Origin of the sequence: Psychrobacter sp. CAM01 (assembly GCF_032842965.1) — a bacterium.
Classification (GTDB): Bacteria; Pseudomonadota; Gammaproteobacteria; order Pseudomonadales; family Moraxellaceae; genus Psychrobacter; species Psychrobacter celer.
Genome location: NZ_JAWJBL010000008.1, coordinates 481,364 through 499,752, shown reverse-complemented (window position 1 = coordinate 499,752; position 18,389 = coordinate 481,364). Strand labels below are relative to the sequence as shown.

Sequence of the window (18,389 nt, the reverse complement as noted above, 5' to 3'; positions counted from 1 at the left end):
GTCTGGGGCGTGTTGAATATTTAACAAACCCTAAGCACCGCGCTACCCTATTTTTGAATTTTTTAGAGTGCTTATTTCTCATGCTACTATCTCATCGCGCCCGTTTATTTGAGCTTTGGCGTATCGCCGCCACTTATCGTATCGATACGCACCTGTCTTTAGAAGAGATGCCGCAGCTACAGCCTATCGCGCGCTTGATTCGTCTGCACCCTGCCGCGTGGGGCAAAAAACATCAGCCCAACGCCATTAAGTACGCCCTAGAAGACATGGGCACGCTGTTTTTAAAACTTGGCCAGCTGCTCTCTACGCGCCGTGATTTGGTGCCACCCGAGATCATCGAGCAGTTGGTGCAGCTACAAGATAAAGTCAAACTCTTCGACGCTGACGTTGCCATTGCTCAGATTCAGCACCCAAAACACGGCCTCGGTCAACCGATCAACACATTGTTTTCCCGCTTTGATGTCAAGCCACTAGCGGCGGCATCTATCGCCCAAGTACACACCGCGGCCTTGCATGATGGTCGTGAAGTGGTGGTAAAGGTGGTGCGGCCTGATATTCGCGCCACCATCGTCTCTGACTTTGAACTACTGCGCGAGCTGGCCGGCTGGGCATCAGCGCGTATCGAAGCGGCGCGCGCGGTACATATCATCGATATCGTCGAAGACTATCGCCAAGTGATGCTCAATGAGCTGGATCTGACCTTGGAGGCGGACAATACCACGCAGATGCGCAATAACTTCTTAGGCTCGGCACTCATGTATGTGCCTGAAGTTTATGATGCCGCCAAAAACGTCATGGTCATGGAGCGCATCCAAGGCGTTCCTATCTCGCAGGTTGAGGTATTTGATAAGCTGGGTTATGACCGTGCAACACTGGCAGAAAAAGGCTTAACGATATTTTTTACCCAAGTATTTCGCGATAACTTTTTTCATGCTGATATGCATCCGGGTAATGTCTTCGTTGAGACGCCACCTGTCAAGGATTTATACGATGATACGGCAAAGCTTGGCCATGAGCCGCGCTATATCGGCCTTGATTGTGCCATCATGGGTACGCTATCAAGAGACGATCAGCTGGTGGTGGCGCGGATGCTGCTGGCGGTGATGAATAACAACTTCACGGCCGTGGCAGATATTGTTAGCCGTGCAGGCTGGATACCACCTAACGCCGACAAGCATGCGCTCATGCGTGACATGAAACGCACCGTCGGTCCGATGCTACAAAAATCCATTAACGACATCGATTTTGCTGGAGTATTGATGCAGATTTTGGATATCGCCCGTCGTCATCATATGAGTATTCCGCCACAGTTAATGCTACTGCTCAAAACCTTGGTACATGTCGAGGGACTGGGGCGCGACCTATATCCTGAGCTTGATATTTGGTCGCTTGCCAAGCCCATCCTTAGCGGTTGGATCAAAGAGCAGCTCGACCCTGTGCGCAACTTACAGCAGCTGCGTCAACAGTTACCAGAGCTGTTATTATCGACCACGGATATCCCAAAACTACTCGACCAAGGCTTACAGAGCCTTGCCACGCAAGGGTCGCGACAAGACAGTCAGCTCAGAGAAATACAGCAAATCCGAGCGGATATGCTCAATGACCGTCGCCGCGACTGGCTGGCACTCTCAGGCTTTGCTATCTTTATTGCGATTGCCACGCAAGTCGGCTGGTTTGCGCCTGTCTTTTATCTATTGGCCATCGTCGTGGTTGTTTGGCGGGTGCTGGCCTAATTGCTCTTTTAGCGCTCGTTATGCCATTGGCGTATATTATTTTAGGGCGTGCCCTCATTTTAAAAATGGCGATAAAAATGAGATAAATTGCCGCTAAACAAGGAAAATAGCGCCGATAATATCGAGAGATTCGTCAGCTATTTGACACCGTTTGGCCAGATTTAGCCATTTTTAGCTCATTTGGATAGCTATCGATTGAATTGAGGACACGCCCTAGTCTACATCCAAAAAAATAAAAACACATGCTGTCTAACAAATCATTTATGTAGGAGTCATCCATGTCTGCCCTATCCGCCTTACCCGCATCCGAGCCGCACGATAGCACTACGCCCGATCACAGTGCGGCCATAGCTGCGCTACAGACACGCTTTGGCAAACAGCTGAGTGTCAATAAAGCGGTACGCGAGCAGCATGGTCATACCATGACATGGCTTGCCAACCAGCCACCCGATGCGGTGCTGACCGTGCAGGATAAACATGAGGTCGCCGCGGCTGTCGAGATTTGCAATCAGTATCAGATGCCAGTGATTGCTTTTGGTATAGGCTCATCCTTAGAAGGTCAGCTAAACGCGCCTTTTGGCGGGCTATGTATCGATATGCATGCGATGGATGCAATCTTACAAGTCAATAATGAAGATCTGACCGTGACCGTACAGCCTGGCGTCACACGCGAGCAGCTCAATCACTACCTGCGCGATACGGGGCTGTTTTTTCCGATAGACCCAGGCGCTAATGCCAGTATCGGTGGCATGGTGGCCACTCGCGCCTCTGGCACCAATGCTGTGCGCTACGGCACCATGAAAGATGTGGTGCTCGCTCTAGAAGTCGTGACCGCCAACGGGGAGATCGTACGTACAGGCACACGCGCCAAAAAGTCGGCCGCTGGATACGATCTAACACGGCTTATGATCGGCTCAGAAGGGACGCTAGGCATTGTCACCGAAGTCACGCTCAAGCTGTTTGGTATTAGCGAATGTATTGCTAGTGGTATCTGCCACTTCCTAACGATTGAGGACGCTTGTCAGGCGGTGATGCTTACCATCCAGATGTGCTTGCCAGTTGCCCGTATTGAGCTACTTGATGCCATGCAAATCAAAGCCTGTAATCAATATGCCAATCTAGATCTGACTGAGACGCCAACTTTGTTTGTGGAGTTTCATGGCACGGACGCGGGCGTAGCTGAGCAAGCAACAATCTTTACTGACATCATCGAAGAATTTGGCGGTAGCGATTTTGCGTGGGACACGGACGAGGCCGAACGTAAGCGTCTGTGGCAAGCGCGGCACAATGCCTATCATGCCAGCTCTGCCCTACGGCCTGAAGCCAGCGCCTTATCGACCGATGCTTGTGTGCCTATTTCGCGCTTGGCAGAGTGCGTCAGCGCCACGGCAAAAGACATCGAGGCATCAGGAATGATTGGCCCTATCGTCGGACATGTGGGTGATGGCAATTTTCATGTTTTATTATTGGTCGATACCGATAACCCTGAGGAAATCGCTACTGCCGATGGCATCATTAGCCGTCTGGCCATGCGCGCCATCGAGATGGATGGCACGTGCACAGGTGAGCATGGTATTGGTCAAGGCAAGCAAAAATACATGCAACAAGAGCATGGTAATGCTTTAGTATTGATGCAAGCCATCAAATCAGCGCTCGACCCCAACAACATCCTTAACCCTGGAAAAATATGGCCGAAAACTATGGTCGCAGATTAACAGCCTACGCCGCCCGATAGGCTATCCGATATAACGAATTTTCATTGAATGGCTTGATAGCGACGTCTCTGATTTAAATAAAAAAGCGCCACCTTTTAATCAACCAAAAGGCGGCGCTTTTTGTATAAAGGTGTTTTGGCCAGTTTTATATCATCTCACATGACATAGCCTATAACATCTGGTCAATGGCCATCTGCGTCAATACGCGGCCACGAGCCGTACGTAACACGTAACCTTGCTGAATCAAATACGGCTCGATGACATCCTCAAGCGTGCCGCGATCCTCTGCCATCGCCGCCGCTACCGCCTCAACCCCTGCTGGCCCTCCATCAAAGCGCTCTTGCAATATCTCGATATAGCGTCTGTCCAAATGGTCAAGACCACGTCTATCGACCGCCAGCATATCCAGCGCACTGCCTGCTATCGCGCCATTGATACGACCATCGCCTTTGACCTCAGCATAATCACGTACACGGCGCAACAAACGGTTGGCAATCCTTGGGGTGCCGCGTGCACGGCGCGCAATCTCGACTGCACCGTCCTCACTCATCGGCACGCGCATCAAGCGCGCCGCTCGTGTCACAATGGTAGTCAGATCTGCGATATTATAAAACTCTAACCGCTGAACGATACCAAAACGATCTCGCAGTGGTGAAGTCAAAAGCCCTGCACGCGTGGTCGCTGCTACCAGCGTAAATGGCGGCAAGTCCAGCTTGATAGAGCGCGCCGCTGGCCCTTCACCAATCATAATATCCAGCTGAAAATCTTCCATCGCAGGATAGAGTATCTCTTCGATGACGGAGCTTAACCGATGAATCTCATCGATAAATAACACATCACCTTCCTCTAAGTTGGTCAACATAGCAGCCAAATCACCAGGTCGCTCAAGGACAGGCCCCGAGGTTGAACGCAGGTTACCACCCATTTCGCGCGCGATGATATTGGCCAGAGTCGTCTTACCTAGCCCTGGTGGCCCAAAGATAAGCGTATGGTCCAACGCTTCATCACGGCCGCGCGCCGCTCCGATAAATACCTCCATCTGCTCACGCACGACAGGCTGGCCAATATACTCTGCCAGTAGTGCTGGGCGAATATTGGCATCAGGCGCATCACCGGCGCCCTCTAGCGGATTAATTAAACGATCTTGCGTCATAGTTTTATCATTATATTAAAAAAGTGAAATCATACAAAACATCATAAAGCACCAGCGCACGAAAGCACAGACGTAAACAAAAATAAGCGACAATCGATGTCGCTTATCTCAGGTCACCTATGTCAGGTCGCTGTCAAGCGCATTCGGCAGACCCTAATTAATAATAAAAACTGCCTTAAAAGCCTGACAACTGCTGCAAAGTCGCTTTTAGTAAGCTTTGTGTATCAGCAAACGTATCTCCACTACGCTTAGCCGCTTTAATCGCTTGCTGCGCCTCTTTTTCTTTGTAGCCTAGGCTGATAAGTGCGCCCTCGACCTCAGCGATGATACTGCCTTCATGAGAGGCTGTGGTTACCTGCGTTGGTAGCTCTAACAAATCATTGTCGACTTCGATATTTTTTAGCTTGTCTTTGAGCTCAATTAATAAACGCTGCGCGGTTTTTTTGCCAATCCCTGGGATACGCGTCAGTGCACTCTCCGACTCTTGCTCGACATGCATCTTAAGCTCAGCGGCCGACATAGCAGACAGCATCGCTAACGCCATTTTTGCCCCCACGCCATTGATTTTGATAAGCTGACGAAACACTTCGCGCTCTTTGCGATCGATAAACCCATAAAGCAGCTGCGCGTCTTCGCGCACATGCAAATGCGTCCAGATGCGAGCCTGCTGATCGAGCTGTAACTGACAAAAGGAAGGCAATGGTAGCTCGATATCATACCCCACGCCAGATGCGGTCAAAATACATGCCGTTGGTGCCATCAGGTACGCGACCTGCCCTGTAATCAGTCCAATCATCATCCATTACCTATCATTATAAAAAATAAACCGCGCCATACTCTACGCTTAATACTCAATATTCTGGTTTAAAAATGCCTATACAAAAACGTACACGTAAATCTCTTGCGCTTACATCCAACCATTTAGAGAAAAAAAGCGTTTGCATATCGATATGACAAACGCCTTCTTTGATAAGCTCAGCCCTACTTGTCAGACTTAGTTATAAAAATCAACCATACCTTCAAGACTGATTGGGCGAATCTTGTGCGCTTGACCAGCAGAACCAAAAGCCTCAAAGCGGTTGGTACAGATGTCAGACATCGCGACCATAGAGGCTTTGAAATATTTACGTGGATCAAACTCACTTGGGTTTTCTACCAAAAACTGGCGGATAGCGCCTGTGGAAGCCAACCGCAAATCGGTATCGATGTTTACTTTACGCACACCGTGTTTGATAGCCTCGACGATTTGCTCAACTGGCACGCCGTATGTTTCACCGATATCACCGCCATTTTCGTTGATGACTTTGAGCCACTCTTGCGGCACAGAGGACGAGCCATGCATGACCAAGTGCGTGTTTGGGATACGGGCATGAATCTCTTTGACGCGCTCGATAGATAGGATATCGCCTGTCGGCGGACGTGTAAATTTATAAGCACCGTGACTGGTACCAATCGCAATGGCGAGCGCATCGACATTAGTATCTTTGACAAACTGCTCGGCTTCGTCCGCACTGGTCAATAGCTGCTCATGGTCCAACACGCCCTCTGCTCCTGAGCCGTCTTCTTCACCCGCCATGCCAGTCTCAAGGCTACCCAAACAGCCAATCTCACCTTCGACAGAAACGCCGCACGCATGCGCCATCTTGACCACTTCGCGTGTGACGCTAGCGTTATAATCGTAATCCATTGGGGTTTTGCCGTCTTCACCCAGTGAGCCGTCCATCATCACCGATGAAAAACCAAGCTGAATAGAGCGTTGGCAAATGGCAGGCGACATGCCATGGTCTTGGTGCATCACTACAGGAATGTGCGGCCATTCTTCTATAGCAGCGATAATCAGATGACGCAAAAACGCCGAGCCTGCATATTTGCGAGCGCCAGCACTGGCTTGGACAATGACAGGTGAGTCGCAGGCGTCGGCCGCCATCATGATTGCACGCATCTGCTCTAAGTTATTGACGTTAAAAGCAGGCACCCCGTAATTATGCTCGGCGGCGTGATCTAGAAGTTGACGTAAGGATATTAAGGCCATAAAACGCTCTCTGATTAAAATTTTGTATAGTATGTAAAATAGCTTTTGAAATGATAGCAGCAACACAGCGCTGCCTATATGACTCGCCCAAAGCTGTACAATCAATGATGTCAAAACTGCCCGCCTGGCAAAAGCATTGGCAACTGGCAATAATAGACGCTCATCATCGTGCGCTGATTATAGCAAAAATTGCCTTGTCTTCGTAGCGGTTGCCTGACTATTTATTTTATAACGGATTGACTATAAAGAAGTGCTTTTAACATTCCGCCATCACCATACAAAAAGCCTTGGCGATCACCAAGGCTTTTTTAGTATTTTGAGAGCTTATAAAGCAACTGGTTTATAAGACAGCCTTTATAAGGCAGTCATGAAAGAATTGCTTATTTAGCGAGCTTTACATCAATCTATCAATAGTCAAACCGTGATAAAAAAGGTTTGTATCGGTCAATCGATGTTTATTTACTAAGCGACTAGTTTTGACAAGCTACTAGTTATTGAGCCGATTAGTACTGCTGCTCAGCATCAACTGCGACATCATTTGCGCCGTCAGCCACTGCATCGGCACCATCAGCTACCACTTCGGCAGTGTTTGCTACTGCTTTGTTGGCACCCTCAGCGATTGCATCACCTGTGTTTTCTAGAGCGTCTGTCGCAGCCGCGCCAGCAGTTTCAGCACTTTCGGCGACTTCAGTGCCAGCATCTTGAGCAGCAACTTCTGCTTCAGCAGCAGCAGCTTCTGTCTCTGCAGCGGCGGCTTCAGTGTTGGCTGCAACATCATCACCGGCAGACTCAACAGCAGCTTCAGTGTTTTCTTCTGTTTGTTGGCTACACGCAGTGATAGCAAAAGTACCAGCAAGTACGCTAGCAAGTAGCAAATGACGTTTTAACATAATAAACCTCTCGTAAATAAAGCATGTCAAAATAGATGATTGCGCTATTTTATAGAGTGCAAATAAGACATGCAATAATAATTTTTAGTGTATAAACAAATAAATACGACTTAATAATAATCGGCGGCCATCAATACCAAAAACCTTTTATACAAATCGTACAAACGCTTAAATAAACGCGCTATCAAACAAATATGGTATCCGCCAGCCTTTTTAGGCCAACCATACCAACTGTATATATGCAGGCATCATCGACGACCATCCTCTTATTTCCACAGCCTACCTTAGATGATTCACCATGGTTGTACGTCTAGTGTTACTAACGTACTAAGTAACGTTAAAGGTTTACGCCTCTATTTGCAGAGCAGCAACTGCAGGCAGCACCTTACCTTCGACGAACTCTAAGAAAGCGCCGCCACCTGTAGACATATAACTGACGCCATCCGCCACTTGATATTTATCAATGGCAGCTAGCGTATCACCGCCGCCTGCGATAGAAAACCCAGCACTGTCTTTGACCGCTGCGGCCAATATCTGCGTACCTTGCCCAAAAGCGTCCACTTCAAAAACTCCAACTGGACCATTCCATAAAATGGTCTTGGCATTAATGATAGCCTCAGCCAATTGCTCAGCGCTTTTTGGGGAGATGTCCAATATCATGTCGTTGTCGCCGATAGCATCGACGGACTTAATAGTCGCAGTGGCTTTTTGTAATGAACCAGTAAAGTCGGCAAAGTAGATATCGTCTTTATCGGCCACCACTACAAACTCAGGCAATAAAATCTCAGTTTTGCTCATAATGTCGCGAGCACTATCGATCAAATCCGCTTCATACAATGACGCTCCAACGCTATAGCCTTGCGCCGCCAAAAACGTATTGGCAATACCGCCACCAACGATGATTTGGCTACATACCTCAGCTAAGCTATGCAGCACTTCAAGCTTGGTCGATACCTTTGAGCCACCCACGATAGCCAGCATTGGCTGAGCTGGTGTCTCTAACGCCAAACTTAACGCATCAAGCTCTGCGGCCAACAACGGTCCTGCACAGACCTTCTTGCCTGCTTGGCGCATGGCTTGAGTGACGCCCTCTGTCGATGCCTGCGCGCGATGCGCGGTACCAAAAGCATCCATCACAAACACATCGCACAAATCTGCGTATTTTTTTGCCAAAGCGGCTTCGTTTTTCTTCTCGCCTTTGTTAAAACGGACGTTTTCTAGTAGTACCACTTCACCCGCTTTGATAGACACGCCTTGAGTCAGATAGTCAGTGTCTAAACGCACAGGCGCAGCCAGTTTGTCGCTCAGATAGTCAGCGACAGGTGCCAATGAATAAATGGCTTCAGGGCTGCCTTCGGTTGGCCGCCCAAGATGCGAGCAGACAATCACAGCCGCACCTTTTTCTAGCGCCATCTTGATGGTAGGTAAGCTTGCTTGTAGGCGCGCATCACTGCTGACTTTGCCGTCTTTGATTGGCACGTTTAAGTCTTCTCGAATCAACACAACCTTGTCCGTTAAGCTCAGCTCACTCATACGCAAAAAATTCATTAACTGCTCCTATACATCATCTATTGTTAATCTACAGTGGACTGCTTGATAAGTCCTACCACCACATACTTATGGTCAATCCTAAATAAAACTGACACCAACGATACGATGCCGCACTATGCCGACTGAATGGTACCGCTCAAGCCGATCAAAAATACCCTAGTAAGAATTTGTGGCGGTGTATTCTAGCAGTTTTCTGCCACACTCTCCTATCAAAGCGTGGATTAAATATTACTCAGCAGACAATCAAACAAAACCGGCTTGACAAACTGATGATGAAAATCAGCATTTCATAAAACCAGTAACATTTCGTGGTGGTACTCATGGATTGCACTGGCTATGATGAATCTACACTACGATAACCTTAGACTAGGCTAGAATAAATGCAGGCTCTGACAAACACAGGCACTAGCCTAATATTTTAGTGAATAATAACAACAAATTACTAGGAGAAAACCATGAGTATCGATCTAAAAACAGCAAAACAAGACCTATTAAAACTCAAAAAAGAGTATGAAACTCGCATCGACAAAATCGAAGAGCATATCCAAAACCCACAGGACGACCTCAACGAGCATTGGGAAGACCAAGCCATCTCATACCGTCAAAACGACATGCGAAAAAACCTCATGGCTGAGGCGCGCCAAAGCCTAATCTATGTAGAAAACGCACTAAGCCGTATCGAAAACGGCACTTATGGAGAGTGCGAAGTATGCGGCGAGGCAATCGAAGAGCAGCGCCTAGAAGCCCTGCCCTATGCTACGCTCTGTATGCAGCATGCCAAATAGCGAATTGCTTTTGACTTATCCTTGTGGCTTATTTCGTCTTGTGCTTTATATAGTTAACCTACTTTAGGGCGACTTTATATTGGATTGACGATACTTGGTCATCAGGCTTTTACATCACTGGCAGCGGTATGCCACTTTGCAAATGCTTGCTGCCACTGCTGACAACGAGGTGCTATCTGCGCAACAGGCAGATCCATAATATCTCCAACGACAGCCACATATTTGATAGGCAGACCTGCCAGCGCGCCGACATTCTCAGCACTTAACCCGCCTATCACGCAGATATCGATGCCTTGCTGGCAGCCTTCTTTTAGCTGCTGGTGCGAGATGGTATCGGCTTTGGGCTTGGTCGTAGAAGCAAAAACAGCACCCATGGCCGCATAGTCTGCGCCTTGCTGCTTGGCTTCTTTGACCAGCGCCACTTGTCCATGGCACGTACGACCGATAATCTGATCCGGACTTATTTGGCGCTTGGCATCGACCATCTTTCCATCTTGCTGACCTAGGTGTACCCCGACACCGAGCTTGGCCGCCAGCGCACTATCATCATTGATCACGACTGGTACCTGATATCTGCGTGCCAGCTCGACGATTTGCTTGGCTTCTGCCAACAGTGTTGCCGCGCCATCTGGCAGTGCCGCTGTTTTTTTACGGCGTACTTGCAGCAGACCGACCAGCCCTGTTGCCAGCGCAGCCTCTAGCTTTTGATAGAGTTGCTCAAACTCATCATCGTTGGTCAGTAAATAAAGCTGAGGTACGACAGCCGATTGCAAGTGATTCATACCACGAGTATCCTTTTTGATATAAAAAAGGCCGTTATATGATATAACAGCCTTTTGAATTATTTTACCTGTCTATTTTTGATCTATATACTTGTGTTTGTGCATTTGTATAGTGACATCAGTGTCATTCGCACTTATACAGTACGACGCGTGGCCAAGCTGTTTAAGATATTCTTTGCATCGCCCCAGCGCGTGGCTGAGCTGTTTGCGCCCAAAATAACGATAATGGCTGGGCGGTTATTGACTCGTGTTTCCATGACCACACAGCGTCCCGCTTCATTGATAAAGCCGGTCTTTGAGATACCAATAGGATAGCTACCCTCACGTACTAAGCTGCTGGTATTATTGGCTTTATATGTGCGGTTGCCGCGAGAGTAATTAGTTACAAAGAAATCATAGCTTTTGGTGGTGGAGAAGCGGCGAATCACATCGTAGTTACCCGCAGCGCGTACCATCTTGACCAAATCCTTTGATGAAGCCACATTACGCTTGTCGAGACCCGTTGGATCACCAAAAAAGGCAGTCGTCATACCCAGGTCTTGCGCTTTGCGGTTCATCGCTCGCATAAAGGCACTATAGCCGCCTGGATAGTTACGCGCTAGACTCTTTGCCGCTGGGTTTTCTGATTTCATCAAGGCCATGAGTAGCATTTCGGCACGGTTTAGGCGATCTCCTACTTTTAGACGAGAGCTTGCACGTTTAGGACCGACAAAGTCTTCTGCGTCTAAGGTAAGCTCTTCACGCATATCAAGACCGGCATCTAGTACCACCATCGCGGTCATGACCTTGGTAATACTCGCCATTGGACGGGCAATATCCGCGTCTTTTTCGTAGATAGATTCGCCTGTTTCGGCATCGATCACAGCCACGCTACGCGAGTCTGTACTGATCGGAATCATATCACTACTGCCGAAGGCGCCGCGATAGGTGGTGTTGTAGCGATTGCTACTGGTATAGCTATTATTGCTGCTGCCAAAACTGTTAGCATTGGTGATATTGGTAGTGCCATAACCGTTATCGACTTTTTTGATAGCAGAGCCCGTCGACTTGTACATAATCTTACGGGCTTCAGATAGGCTATCGGCACCGCCCCAGCTGATACGCGCGCTAGATTCTGTATCAGCGCTACCATTAATCGTAAGTGCAGCTTGTGCCACACCACCCAAACTCAGTGAAATCATGGCAGCGATTAGTTGCTGTTTGGTTAATGGTAGTTGCTTCATTGTGCCTCCTGCTGTCGCTATCACGTCAGATACATACGATCTGACGCCAAAAACGTTCATAGCGTTTATGAATAGGTTTGTAAGTACTCGTATAGAGTTTTTGTATTTTTAGTGTATCATGGTTTGCTTTCAAGTTTAATGTATCAAGCTGATTTAATGGTTTATTTTGTCTCAATTCAAATTTTGCTACAACCACTTTATATTATAGAAACATTGGTTCACATTTTAGCAATATACCTTAACCCAAAGCATGGCAACTATTCAAAGTTTGATATATTAAACAACCACATCCATATAATATATGAGCAGTATTTTACATCGTCAAAAACTAAAAAATAATTTAGACAGTTTTTTGTCTGTGGTTTATGCTAGGCAACATCCCTTCTTCTGACAAATAGTAAAGAGTATAGTGATGATTAAAGTATTGGTAGTCGATGATCATGATTTGGTACGTATGGGTATCAGCCGTATGTTGTCAGACAGTGCGGATATTGAAGTGGTTGGTGAGGCCGATAGCGGCGACATGGCGATCAAAATGGCCAAGCAGCTGCACCCTGATGTGGTGTTACTCGATGTCAATATGCCCAATATTGGTGGGCTTGAAGCCACCAAACGATTGGTTCAGCTAGACATGGGGATCAAGATTTTGGCGGTCAGCAGTATGTCGGCGCAGCCTTATCCTTCTATGCTGATAAAAGCGGGGGTCAACGGTTATATCACCAAAGGCACACCCTTAGACGAGATGATACGGGCGGTAAAAAAAGTCTATCAAGGAGGTCGCTATTTTAGCCAAGATGTCGCAGAGCAGCTAGCAGACGTTTTGCTATCAGACAATGCCAGCTCGCCCTTTGATTTGCTCAGTGATCGCGAAAAACAAGTGGCGATGATGGTCGTCAACTGCCAAAGCCCGCAGCAAATCGCGGATCAGCTGTTTGTCAGTGTCAAAACCATCAATACGTATCGCTACCGTATCTATGAAAAAGTCGGGGTCGATAGCGATGTCAAACTGACACATTTAGCGATTCGTCATGGTCTGATTCAGCCATAATCTTTGCCTACTTGTCTGCTCAGTAAGTCAACCAGCTAAGCCAGACAGCACTGTAAGTCAGCAAGTAATGATTGTCCCATGACGGTAAATTTATGAAACCTGCTATTCGTTTTGTCTCGGCCATCACCCGCTCAGCGCCCCCCAATGACACCTTGCCATTGCCGCAGCTGCGTAAACTAGGACTTATTTATAGCAGTTATCGCTTTGCTGTGAGCTTGTTTTCTATGCTCATGGTCTATATTACCGCACGTGCTGATAGTGGCGCGTCTTTGCCCAGTTTTTTGCAACAAACCACCCTGAGCTTTTATGTACTGCTTAGCATGATATTGCTCGGTTTGTTTTATGTGGTCAACAAACACATGCGCCAGCAGCTGGCCTTCGGCTTGGCTTTAGATGTCATCATCTTAAGCTTGCTGCTTTATACCGCAGGTGCGCCTGATTTACAGCTGACCATGCTATATATGGTAGTGGTAGCGGCAAGCTTTATGCTACTTCACAGCTCTCAAGCATTGATCATCACCTTACTGGCGATTATTTTTGTTATTTATCAGCAGTTCTTTTATGCCATTGCCAATAGTATGAGCTTGACCAACTTAGGCGATGCACTGCTGATGTCTGCCAGTTTTTTGGCGGTGGGAGGCTTGAGCTGGTCTATCTCGCAGCGCCTAGTGCAGTTAGAAAAAGTGGCCGCCCGTCATGCCAAGGAAGTCGAGCGCCTAAATGTCATCAACCAAGAAGTCATCACTCAAATGGTCAATGGCGTTATTGTCATCGATAAGACGCATATTGTGCTGGCTAATCTTGCCGCGTATCAGCTGCTCAGTATCCCTCATCGTCCGTCACCTACCTTACCCACTACCAGTAAAAGTCGTACGCCAAATGATAGGCGTAGGCTCGATAGCGCATCTACCGCCCAGTTAGTAGATTTTGAGGAGCAACTTGACGAGCAGCATCCACAGCTGCTTCAAGCCTGCTTGACGGTCGCAGCAGGACAGTCGCGTACCTTTACTTATGACTTACCTGCCGTGGCCAATGTATCGGTGTTTGGCAAACTACGTGTACAGATTATCCCTCTAAAAGACGGCAGCAAACTGGTCATGCTTGAAGATTTGCGCCGTGAGCAAGCCAACGCTCAGCAGCTAAAACTGGCGTCTTTAGGACAGCTGACGGCCAGTATTGCTCATGAGATTAGAAACCCGCTGGCCACCATCTCACAAGCCAGCCAGTTGCTCATGGAGGACGTCGTAGAAAGCTGTCACCCACCAGCAAATAACGTGACAAGCCTTGCATCTGATACTGATGAACACATCGCAGCCAATCATGAGCTGTATAAAATGATATTTTCGCAGACCAAACGCGTCAATCGTATTATAGAAGACATCCTAAAGCTGTCGCGGCAGCAGCAAGCAAACCAGCAGCCCATTGTGCTTGCCGAATGGATGCCTGCGTTTTTAGAAAACCATTTTCAGGGGCATGACGTGTTTTTGCGCGTTAAGACCCAGCCGACTATTTCCTTTGACACCCACCAACTAGAGCAAGTATTGATCAACTTAATCAACAATGGTTTGCGTCATAGTAGCTACGCCCACCCTCATGCCTTTGTGGAAATCGAGATTTATTGTGCAGATAACGATGTTATAATCGATATTTTAGATGGTGGTACTGGGGTCCGCGAGCATGACTTACCGCACCTGTTTAATCCGTTTTTTACCACAGATCAAGCAGGAACAGGACTTGGATTGTATCTATCACAAGCCTTTTGCGAAGCCAATCAAGCCCGCCTGCTATATGTGCCTGAACACACAAAAACCTGCTTTCGCCTCATCGCACCTGCCATCAATGCCCGCATCCATGTATAAAACGCATTGGTACGACCTTACTATTTGTGTACCAATACCGCACTGATAAGTTCAGCATTTGTAAGTACTTAACTGCAATTGTGATAGATGCTTTGATAATTTTTCGCTACCGAATACGATGAGATGATTTATGACAAAAACCGCGCTAGTCGTTGATGATGAAGCAGATCTGTGCCGATTAATGCAAATCACTTTAACCAAGATGGGCATCAAAAGTGATGTGGCTTATACATTGTCACAAGCCAGAGGCTACTGGCAAGAGCGCGAGTATGACTTTTGCTTAACGGATCTTAAGCTTCCTGACGGCTCAGGTCTGGAGCTGGTCAAAGAAATTAGTGGCAACACCAACACGCCCATTGCCGTTATTACCGCGCACGGTAGTATGGATTTGGCCATCGAAGCCCTCAAGCTTGGCGCTTTTGATTTTGTCAATAAACCACTTGAGCTGCCGCGCCTGCGCCAACTGGTCGAAAATGCCCTTAAAGTCACTCACCAAGGTGACGACCCCGAGGCCGCGCCTGAGTGTACCCCTGAGCAAAAACTCCTCGATAGCAGGCTGATCGGCGACTCAGCGGTGATGCTACCACTGAAAAACACCATTTTAAAACTGGCGCGCTCGCAAGCCCCAGTTTTTTTATCAGGGGCATCGGGTACGGGCAAGGAAGTGGTCGCCAGACTGATTCATGACCTCAGTCCACGCCGTGATGGTAGATTTGTACCTGTGAATTGCGGCGCCATACCCTCCGAGCTGATGGAGTCGGAGTTTTTTGGCCACAAAAAAGGCAGCTTCACGGGCGCGGTCGCTGACAAACAAGGCCTGTTTCAGCAAGCCAATGGCGGGACTTTATTTTTAGATGAAGTGGCTGACTTGCCGCTAGCAATGCAGGTCAAACTACTGCGCGCTATTCAAGAAAAAACGGTGAGAGCCATCGGTGACACCAAAGAGATACCTGTCGATATTCGCATATTGTCTGCAACTCATAAAGATTTGTCCCAGCTGGTGCAAGCTGGCACGTTTCGCCAAGATCTCTACTATCGTATCAACGTCATTGAATTAAAACTACCGACGCTCAACGCGCGCCGTGATGACATACCTGTACTAGCGACACACTTTTTGGCCTTGATCGCTGAAGAGTGGCAATTGGAGACGCCGCCCTCACTGACGGCAGCCGCCTGTGAGCGTTTGCAACATCACGACTTTGCAGGCAACGTGCGCGAGCTGCGTAACCTGCTTGAGCGTGCAGTAACCCTAGCAGAAACGCCAAATATCGATGTCAACCATTTGGGCCTGCCTGCGTTGACGCCGACGGATACAGAGCCGCAAGCGATGAGCTCAGTTATGCAAGACGCAGCACCAACAGCTGAAACATCTGCCGCCCACACCCACCCTGCTTCAGCAGACACGCTTTTGCCAAACAGCCTATCTGGACAAATGGCGCCTATAGACAGTTCAGCAGCACACGATGCGAAAGGTAAACCTGTCCAAGCCTCACCTTCGGACAGTAATTTGCATCCTTACCGCACCCATATTCAGCACTACCCTTCTGTGATCAAAGGCGCGGCTGCCAATTACCCAAAAACAGCGCAGGGCGACAGCGCCGAAAACATAAAAACAGATAAAGAGCTAGCAGCGACTCATCAAACCGCACAAGCACCAAACGAGACAACAAATATCAACGAGGCAGGCTTGCCCGCCCAAGGCTTAGAGCATTATTTACAAGCGCAAGAAAAACAGCTGATCATCACCGCACTAAAGCAAACAGGCTGGAATAAAACCCAAGCCGCTGAACTGCTGGGCACGACTTTTCGCTCTTTACGTTACCGCATGAAAAAACTAGAAATCGATGAAGACCAGCTTGAATAAGGACCAGAGATGATCTATGGCATGGGCGACCATTATATGACCTAGATCGGGCTCACTGTGCGCTGTTGGGCTTTCGGACAAAACGAACGCCTGACGTTAAGGCGCGCTCTTTGACCAGCTCAAGAGCCTGCTGTCGCCACGTGCTCTCATTTCCAGAGAGCATCACATCAGGTGTCACCCCGATCTCATCTATCTTTTGACCCGTGGCGGTCATATAGTTGGCGACCGTCAGTTTGACCGCTTGCTCATCGTTTAGCGGAATCACCGACTGTACCGATCCTTTACCATAGCTGACCTCCCCAAGGATAGTGGCGCGCTGCTGCGCCTGCAGGCTACTGGCAAGCACCTCGGCCGCCGAAGCCGAGTAGCGATTTTGTAACACCACCATAGGTAAAGGCTTAAGGATGGCCTCACCTGTCGTGGACAGCACGCGCGGCTCGTTTTGGCGCGCTTGTACCTGCACCACATCAGTATCATTCATGAACAGACTGGCGACATTCACCGCCGAGGTAAGCACGCCGCCTGGATTGTCACGTAGATCCAACAAAATGCCTGAAACCGGCGCGTCTAGATTGATCAAACCTTCAAGCAGCCTGTCACGACTATCGTTTTGAAAGGCTGGTAGCCTAACCACCGCAATACCATCGACCAGCTCTATCTCAATGGTTTGCGGATGGCTGTTATTTCGCTGCAAAGTGGTAGTGTGCTTACGGCGACCCGCTTTAGAAGTCACCACATCTACTTGCGTGCCAGCGATACCCGTCAGCAGTTGCTCAACGTCGTTGGTTTGGCGATTTTCATCAAGCTTAAACTCACCCACCTGATGCAAATAATCGCCGACTGTGATGCCTTTTTTGTCAGCAGGTGAGTCATCGATGACCTCTGTGATGACCCAGTAGCCTTCTTGTGGCTGATAGCTGACCTTGATACCGACATCGCCTACGTCGCCTTCGGTAAAGGCGCGCAGGTTTTCATAAGCCTCAGCATCCAAAAACTCAGCATGACTATCGAGCTTGGTCAACATACCGCTCATGGCATTATTAAACAGCGTCTCGTCGTTGACCGCATCGACATACTCACGGCGCACCAAATCGACCACAGCGACAAAGGTCTTGAGCGTCTCAGGAGAAATGGCATTCAATGACACATGCGCAACCTCCGGCGGTATCGCGGTATCGATTACCTCGGCCTCGTCATTGAGCACGCTTTCATCGGCAACGCTATCTATCGAGTCATCGATGTCGTCGGCTGCCTCTAGCATGTCGGCGATATCTGATAGATTGTCTTCTGCAGGATCTATCTCATCTGTATTTAAGCCAATCAGTTGCAGCTTCTGCGCCGAATGATGACTGGGAGCTGCGGCCGCTTGAGAGAAATGGACACCGACCAGCCCTAGCAGCGCTGCCATAAAGACAGGCTTACATACAGCAGGCGTGCTGGATACACGTCTGCTATCGCGATTGATTTTTTTGATGAGAAAAGAGCGTATGGAATAAATAGGACGCATAAAATACTCGTATTAATCATAAAATATCGTAATTTTTATTATAAAAATATCTGTGATGGCGACTTTATAAAATAGCATCAAGAGCAGAGCTAAGACTAGTAGTGTATTGCAAGTCCTCAGTATGTGAATCGTTAACTGTCATTGGTAGACTGCGGTCGTGGCAATAACAAAAATGCCTAAAAATATAGCAAAAAAAAGGAGAGACAATCATGATCTCTCCTTATAATATGGCGGTACAACGTCTGTC

The 18,389-nt window shown here is 48.2% G+C and carries 14 protein-coding genes; 6 read left to right on the top strand and 8 right to left on the bottom strand.

Annotated features, from left to right (window positions below; genetic code table 11):
* Positions 1-80: 80 nt before the first annotated feature.
* Both R0I52_RS05780 and R0I52_RS05775 read left to right on the top strand, forming a co-directional pair.
* Entirely contained in the window at positions 81-1,733 is a 1,653-nt protein-coding gene (locus tag R0I52_RS05780) for an ABC1 kinase family protein (RefSeq protein ID WP_317053537.1), read from the top strand.
* A gap of 278 nt (positions 1,734-2,011) precedes the next feature.
* Positions 2,012-3,448 carry an FAD-binding oxidoreductase gene (locus R0I52_RS05775; RefSeq protein ID WP_317053536.1) on the top strand — a complete coding sequence of 479 codons (1,437 nt, stop codon included), beginning with the start codon at positions 2,012-2,014 and terminating at the stop codon, positions 3,446-3,448.
* A gap of 169 nt (positions 3,449-3,617) precedes the next feature.
* Here R0I52_RS05775 and ruvB read toward each other — a convergent pair whose 3' ends face one another.
* The 5 genes from ruvB to R0I52_RS05750 form a co-directional block, all read right to left on the bottom strand.
* On the bottom strand, positions 3,618-4,601 hold the full coding sequence (gene ruvB, locus R0I52_RS05770; RefSeq protein WP_317053535.1) for a Holliday junction branch migration DNA helicase RuvB: 984 nt from the start codon (positions 4,599-4,601) through the stop codon (positions 3,618-3,620).
* 175 nt (positions 4,602-4,776) lie between these two features.
* A complete protein-coding gene (ruvA, locus tag R0I52_RS05765; RefSeq protein ID WP_075100770.1) occupies positions 4,777-5,397 on the bottom strand; it encodes a Holliday junction branch migration protein RuvA in 621 nt (206 codons plus the stop codon).
* Between the two features lie 198 nt (positions 5,398-5,595).
* Positions 5,596-6,633 (bottom strand): class II fructose-bisphosphate aldolase, encoded by a 1,038-nt coding sequence (fba, locus tag R0I52_RS05760; protein ID WP_075100769.1) that lies wholly within the window; start codon positions 6,631-6,633, stop codon positions 5,596-5,598.
* 503 nt (positions 6,634-7,136) lie between these two features.
* Positions 7,137-7,523 carry a hypothetical protein gene (locus R0I52_RS05755; RefSeq protein ID WP_317053534.1) on the bottom strand — a complete coding sequence of 129 codons (387 nt, stop codon included), beginning with the start codon at positions 7,521-7,523 and terminating at the stop codon, positions 7,137-7,139.
* Between the two features lie 345 nt (positions 7,524-7,868).
* On the bottom strand, positions 7,869-9,071 hold the full coding sequence (locus R0I52_RS05750) for a phosphoglycerate kinase (RefSeq protein ID WP_317053533.1): 1,203 nt from the start codon (positions 9,069-9,071) through the stop codon (positions 7,869-7,871).
* Positions 9,072-9,529: 458 nt separating this feature from the next.
* Here R0I52_RS05750 and R0I52_RS05745 point away from each other — a divergent pair, with 458 nt between their 5' ends.
* A complete protein-coding gene (locus R0I52_RS05745; RefSeq protein ID WP_100749899.1) occupies positions 9,530-9,859 on the top strand; it encodes a TraR/DksA C4-type zinc finger protein in 330 nt (109 codons plus the stop codon).
* 101 nt (positions 9,860-9,960) lie between these two features.
* On the opposite strand, the gene R0I52_RS05740 is transcribed toward R0I52_RS05745, so the two are convergent.
* Together R0I52_RS05740 and R0I52_RS05735 are read right to left on the bottom strand one after the other, a co-directional pair.
* A complete protein-coding gene (locus tag R0I52_RS05740; protein ID WP_317053532.1) occupies positions 9,961-10,641 on the bottom strand; it encodes a thiamine phosphate synthase in 681 nt (226 codons plus the stop codon).
* Positions 10,642-10,775: 134 nt separating this feature from the next.
* The gene (locus R0I52_RS05735; protein WP_317053531.1) at positions 10,776-11,864 is read right to left on the bottom strand and encodes a serine hydrolase; all 1,089 of its coding nucleotides are present in this window, start codon (positions 11,862-11,864) and stop codon (positions 10,776-10,778) included.
* Positions 11,865-12,276: 412 nt separating this feature from the next.
* Here R0I52_RS05735 and R0I52_RS05730 point away from each other — a divergent pair, with 412 nt between their 5' ends.
* From R0I52_RS05730 to R0I52_RS05720, 3 genes are all read left to right on the top strand, one after another.
* Positions 12,277-12,912 carry a response regulator gene (locus tag R0I52_RS05730; RefSeq protein ID WP_075100658.1) on the top strand — a complete coding sequence of 212 codons (636 nt, stop codon included), beginning with the start codon at positions 12,277-12,279 and terminating at the stop codon, positions 12,910-12,912.
* 92 nt (positions 12,913-13,004) lie between these two features.
* Positions 13,005-14,771 (top strand): sensor histidine kinase, encoded by a 1,767-nt coding sequence (locus tag R0I52_RS05725; RefSeq protein WP_317053530.1) that lies wholly within the window; start codon positions 13,005-13,007, stop codon positions 14,769-14,771.
* A 130-nt stretch (positions 14,772-14,901) separates the two neighbouring features.
* Complete coding sequence (locus R0I52_RS05720; RefSeq protein ID WP_317053529.1) at positions 14,902-16,635, top strand: sigma-54 dependent transcriptional regulator; 1,734 nt, start codon at positions 14,902-14,904, stop codon at positions 16,633-16,635.
* 52 nt (positions 16,636-16,687) lie between these two features.
* Here the strand turns inward: R0I52_RS05720 and R0I52_RS05715 are convergent, their stop codons facing one another.
* A complete protein-coding gene (locus tag R0I52_RS05715; protein WP_317053528.1) occupies positions 16,688-18,142 on the bottom strand; it encodes a S41 family peptidase in 1,455 nt (484 codons plus the stop codon).
* Between the last annotated feature and the right edge of the window lie 247 nt (positions 18,143-18,389).